The 4,460-nt window shown below is 61.2% G+C and carries 4 protein-coding genes; 3 read left to right on the top strand and 1 reads right to left on the bottom strand.

The genetic code is table 11. The features are described 5' to 3' along the window. On the top strand, positions 1–583 hold a 583-nt coding region (locus DOU50_RS01130; RefSeq protein ID WP_148768562.1), incomplete at its 5' end, for a molybdopterin-synthase adenylyltransferase MoeB. An 86-nt stretch (positions 584–669) separates the two neighbouring features. Here DOU50_RS01130 and fsa read toward each other — a convergent pair. Next, entirely contained in the window at positions 670–1,332 is a 663-nt protein-coding gene (gene fsa / locus DOU50_RS01135) for a fructose-6-phosphate aldolase (RefSeq protein WP_010428983.1), read from the bottom strand. A gap of 128 nt (positions 1,333–1,460) precedes the next feature. Between fsa and DOU50_RS01140 the strand changes: the two genes are divergently transcribed. Together DOU50_RS01140 and DOU50_RS01145 are read left to right on the top strand one after the other, a co-directional pair. Then, positions 1,461–2,360 (top strand): glycyl-radical enzyme activating protein, encoded by a 900-nt coding sequence (locus tag DOU50_RS01140; RefSeq protein WP_148768563.1) that lies wholly within the window; start codon positions 1,461–1,463, stop codon positions 2,358–2,360. Between the two features lie 4 nt (positions 2,361–2,364). Beyond that, the coding region (locus DOU50_RS01145) for a formate C-acetyltransferase/glycerol dehydratase family glycyl radical enzyme (protein WP_148768564.1) at positions 2,365–4,460 on the top strand (2,096 nt) is incomplete at its 3' end.

Consider the following 4,460-nt stretch of genomic DNA (forward strand, 5'->3'; position numbering starts at 1 on the left):
CAGGATGACGCTGCTGGATTTCGATACCGTGTCGGTGTCCAACCTGCAACGCCAGACGCTGCACAGCGACGCGACGGTGGGCCAGCCGAAAGTGGAATCCGCCCGCACGGCGCTGGCGCGCCTCAACCCCCACGTTCAGTTCACGTTGATTGACGCGATGCTGGATGACGACGCGCTCTCCGCGCAGATTGCGCAGCACGACCTGGTGCTGGACTGCACCGATAACGTCGCCGTCCGTAACCAGCTGAACGCGGGCTGTTTTGCCCACAAAATCCCACTGGTCTCCGGCGCGGCAATCCGCATGGAGGGGCAAATCAGCGTCTTCACGTACGCCGAGGGTGAACCCTGCTACCGCTGCCTGAGCCGTCTGTTTGGCGAGAATGCGCTGACCTGCGTTGAGGCGGGCGTGATGGCGCCGCTCGTCGGCGTGATTGGCTCATTGCAGGCAATGGAAGCGATCAAAGTCCTGGCGAATTACGGCACGCCCGCAGCGGGGAAAATCGTGATGTATGACGCGATGACCTGCCAGTTCCGCGAGATGAAGCTGATGCGTAACCCGGGGTGTGAGGTCTGCGGAGGGTAAACCCTGCTGCGGCCTGATGCCCTCACCCACAGGGAGAGGGAGAAAACCGTAGGCCGGGTAAGCGTCAGCGCCACCCGGCAACAGTATCAGATCGACGTCCTTCCAAACGCCCCCTGCCAGTCCTGCTCGAACTTCACGATCGCCGCATCCACTGCCGGAGAAGTAATAAACTGCTGCGCCACGTCCAGCGGCAGCGTGATGGACTCGCACCCTGCCAGCAGGCAGTCCAGCGCCTGACGCGGGGTTTTAAAGCTCGCGGCCAGCACTTTGGACTGCGGGGCATGCAGCGTCAGCAGCTGCTGTAATTCAACCACGGTCTGGATCCCGTCCCCGCCCTGCGCGTCCACGCGGTTAACGTAAGGAGCCACATACTCGGCACCCGCCAGCGCGGAGAGCATCCCCTGCGCGGCGCCGTACACCGCCGTGCCCAGCGTCGGGATCCCTTCCGCTTTCAGCATCTTGATTGCCGCCAGCCCCTCTGCGGTCACCGGCACTTTCACCACCAGATCGTTAATGATGGCGCGCAGCTTACGCGCGTCCTCCACCATCCCTTCGGCGGTGGTCGCCATCACCTGGGCGAACAGACGACCTTTGCCACCCAGCGCGTCGTGCAGCTCTGGCAGCAACACGTCCAGCGGCGTTTTACCTGCCGCCACAATGCTTGGGTTGGTGGTCACGCCCGCCAGCGGGAAGATACGCGCCAGCTTTTTGACTGCCGCAACGTCAGATGTGTCGAGATAAAGTTCCATGATGTCACCCTCAAAATTAGCCTGCACTTACCCTATCACGACAAAACCTGCTCAAGAGTTGACCTGCATCAAGATAACTTTCATTCGAAAGTCATTTAATCTTCATATGCAATATGAGAGGCGAAATCATGATCTTCAATATTCAGCGTTACTCTACCCACGATGGCCCCGGCATTCGAACCGTGGTGTTCCTGAAAGGCTGCTCGCTGGGCTGTCGCTGGTGCCAGAACCCGGAAAGCCACTCCCGCAGCCGGGACGTGCTGTTTGATGCGCGCCTGTGTCTGGACGGCTGCGACCTGTGCCAGCAGGCGGCACCGGGCTGTATCGAACGTGCGCTGAACGGGATGGTCATTCATCGTGAGAAATTAAGTGAAGAGACGCTTAATGCTCTGACCGACTGCTGCCCGACGCAGGCGCTGACCGTCTGCGGTGAAGAGCAGCAGGTCGAGGAGATCATGGCGACCGTACTGCGCGATAAACCCTTCTACGACCGCAGCGGCGGCGGGATCACCCTCTCCGGCGGCGAGCCGTTTATGAACCCCGAGCTGGCGCACGCCCTGTTTAAAGCCAGCCATGACCAGGGGATCCACACCGCCGTCGAAACCTGCCTTCACGTGCCGTGGCATTATATCGAGCCGTCATTACCCTACGTCGATCTGTTCCTCGCCGACCTGAAGCACGTCGACGGTGAGGTGTTCAAACAGTGGACGGACGGTTCGGCTAAGCGCATCCTGGACAACCTGAAACGCCTGGCCGCCGCCGGGAAAAAAATCACCATCCGCGTGCCGCTGATCCAGGGCTTCAACGCGGACGAAGCCTCCATCACCGCCATCACCAACTTCGCCGCCGACGAGCTCGGCGTCGACGATATTCATTTTCTGCCGTATCACACGCTGGGCATGAACAAATACACCCTGCTCGGCCAACCCTACTCTGCCCCTGACAAACCGCTGGATAACCCTGCCCTGCTGGACTTCGCGCAGCAGTACGCCTGCCAGAAAGGGTTAACCGCGACCTTACGAGGATAAACTTATGACAACCCTGAATCTCAATACCCTCAGCGAGCGCATTAAGGCGCACAAAACGGCGCTGGTGCATATCGTTAAGCCGCCGGTCTGTACCGAGCGCGCGCAGCATTACACCGAAATGTACCAGCAGCACATGGACAAGCCGATCCCGGTCCGTCGCGCCCTGGCGCTGGCCCATCACCTGGCCGAGCGTACCATCTGGATCAAACACGACGAGCTGATTATTGGTAACCAGGCAAGCGAAGTGCGCGCCGCACCGATTTTCCCGGAATACACCGTCTCCTGGATTGAGAAAGAGATCGACGATCTGGCCGATCGCCCGGGCGCGGGCTTTGCGGTGAGCGAAGAGAACAAGCGCGTGCTGCACGAGATCTGCCCGTGGTGGCGCGGCCAGACGGTGCAGGACCGCTGCTACGGCATGTTCACCGACGAGCAGAAAGGCCTGCTGGAAACCGGCATTATCAAAGCCGAAGGCAACATGACTTCCGGCGACGCGCACCTGGCGGTGAACTTCCCACTGGTGCTGGAGAAAGGTCTCGACGGCCTGCGCGCCAAAGTGGCCGAGCGCCGCTCGCGCATCAACCTGACGGTGCTGGAAGACCTGCACGGCGATCAGTTCCTGAAGGCAATTGATATCGTGCTGGAAGCGGTGAGCCTGCACATCAAACGCTTCGCCGATCTGGCGCGCGAGATGGCCTCAACCGAAACCCGCGCAAGCCGCCGCGACGAGCTGCTGGCGATGGCAGAAAACTGCGACGTGATTGCTCACGAGCCGCCAAAAACCTTCTGGCAGGCGCTGCAGCTGTGCTACTTCATTCAGCTGATCCTGCAGATTGAGTCCAACGGCCACTCCGTCTCCTTCGCGCGTATGGATCAGTATCTCTATCCGTACTACCGCCGCGACGTGGAGCTGAACCAGAGCCTCGACCGCGAGCACGCCATCGAGCTGCTGCACAGCTGCTGGCTGAAGCTGCTGGAAGTGAACAAGATCCGCTCCGGCTCGCACTCCAAAGCCTCTGCCGGCAGCCCGCTGTACCAGAACGTTACCATCGGCGGCCAGAAGCTGGTCAACGGTGAGCCGATGGACGCGGTGAACCCGCTCTCGTACGCGATTCTGGAATCCTGCGGCCGTCTGCGCTCCACCCAGCCGAACCTGAGCGTGCGCTATCACGCGGGCATGAGCAACGACTTCCTCGACGCCTGCGTGCAGGTGATCCGCTGCGGCTTCGGGATGCCGGCGTTCAACAACGACGAAATCGTGATCCCGGAATTCATCAAGCTCGGCGTTGAGCGCGACGACGCCTACGACTACGCGGCCATCGGCTGCATCGAAACCGCGGTGGGCGGCAAGTGGGGCTACCGCTGCACCGGCATGAGCTTTATCAACTTCGCCCGCGTCATGCTGGCGGCGCTGGAAGGCGGGCGCGACGCCACCAGCGGCAAGGTGTTCCTGCCGCAGGAGAAAGCGCTCTCTGCCGGTAACTTCGACAATTTCGACGAGGTGATGGCGGCGTGGGATACCCAGATCCGCTACTACACCCGTAAATCCATCGAGATTGAGTATGTGGTGGACACCATGCTGGAAGAGAACGTCCACGATATTCTCTGCTCGGCGCTGGTGGACGACTGCATCGAGCGCGCGAAAAGCATCAAGCAGGGCGGCGCGAAGTATGACTGGGTCTCCGGCCTGCAGGTGGGCATCGCCAACCTCGGCAACAGCCTGGCGGCGGTGAAGAAGCTGGTGTTCGAACAGGGCGTCATCGGTCAACAGCAGCTGGCGACCGCCCTGGCGGATGACTTCGACGGGCTGACCCACGAGCAGCTGCGTCAGCGCCTGATCAACGGCGCACCGAAGTACGGCAACGACGACGACAGCGTGGATATGCTGCTGACCCGTGCCTATCAGACCTACATTGAAGAGCTGAAGCAGTACCATAACCCGCGCTACGGCCGTGGCCCGATTGGCGGTAACTACTACGCGGGCACCTCCTCGATTTCCGCAAACGTGCCGTTTGGCGCGGCGACGATGGCGACGCCAGACGGACGTAAGGCGCATACCCCGCTGGCGGAAGGGGCAAGCCCGGCTTCCGGTACCGACCA

It is taken from the genome of Enterobacter sp. C6, assembly GCF_008122455.1.
Taxonomy (GTDB): domain Bacteria; phylum Pseudomonadota; class Gammaproteobacteria; order Enterobacterales; family Enterobacteriaceae; genus Enterobacter; species Enterobacter pseudoroggenkampii.

What these genes read in the sequence shown, in the direction of transcription:
- fsa (WP_010428983.1), bottom strand. Translation starts at nt 1,332, where the DNA reads ATGGAACTTTATCTCGACACATCTGACGTTGCGGCAGTCAAAAAGCTG.
- DOU50_RS01140 (WP_148768563.1), top strand. Translation starts at nt 1,461, where the DNA reads ATGATCTTCAATATTCAGCGTTACTCTACCCACGATGGCCCCGGCATT.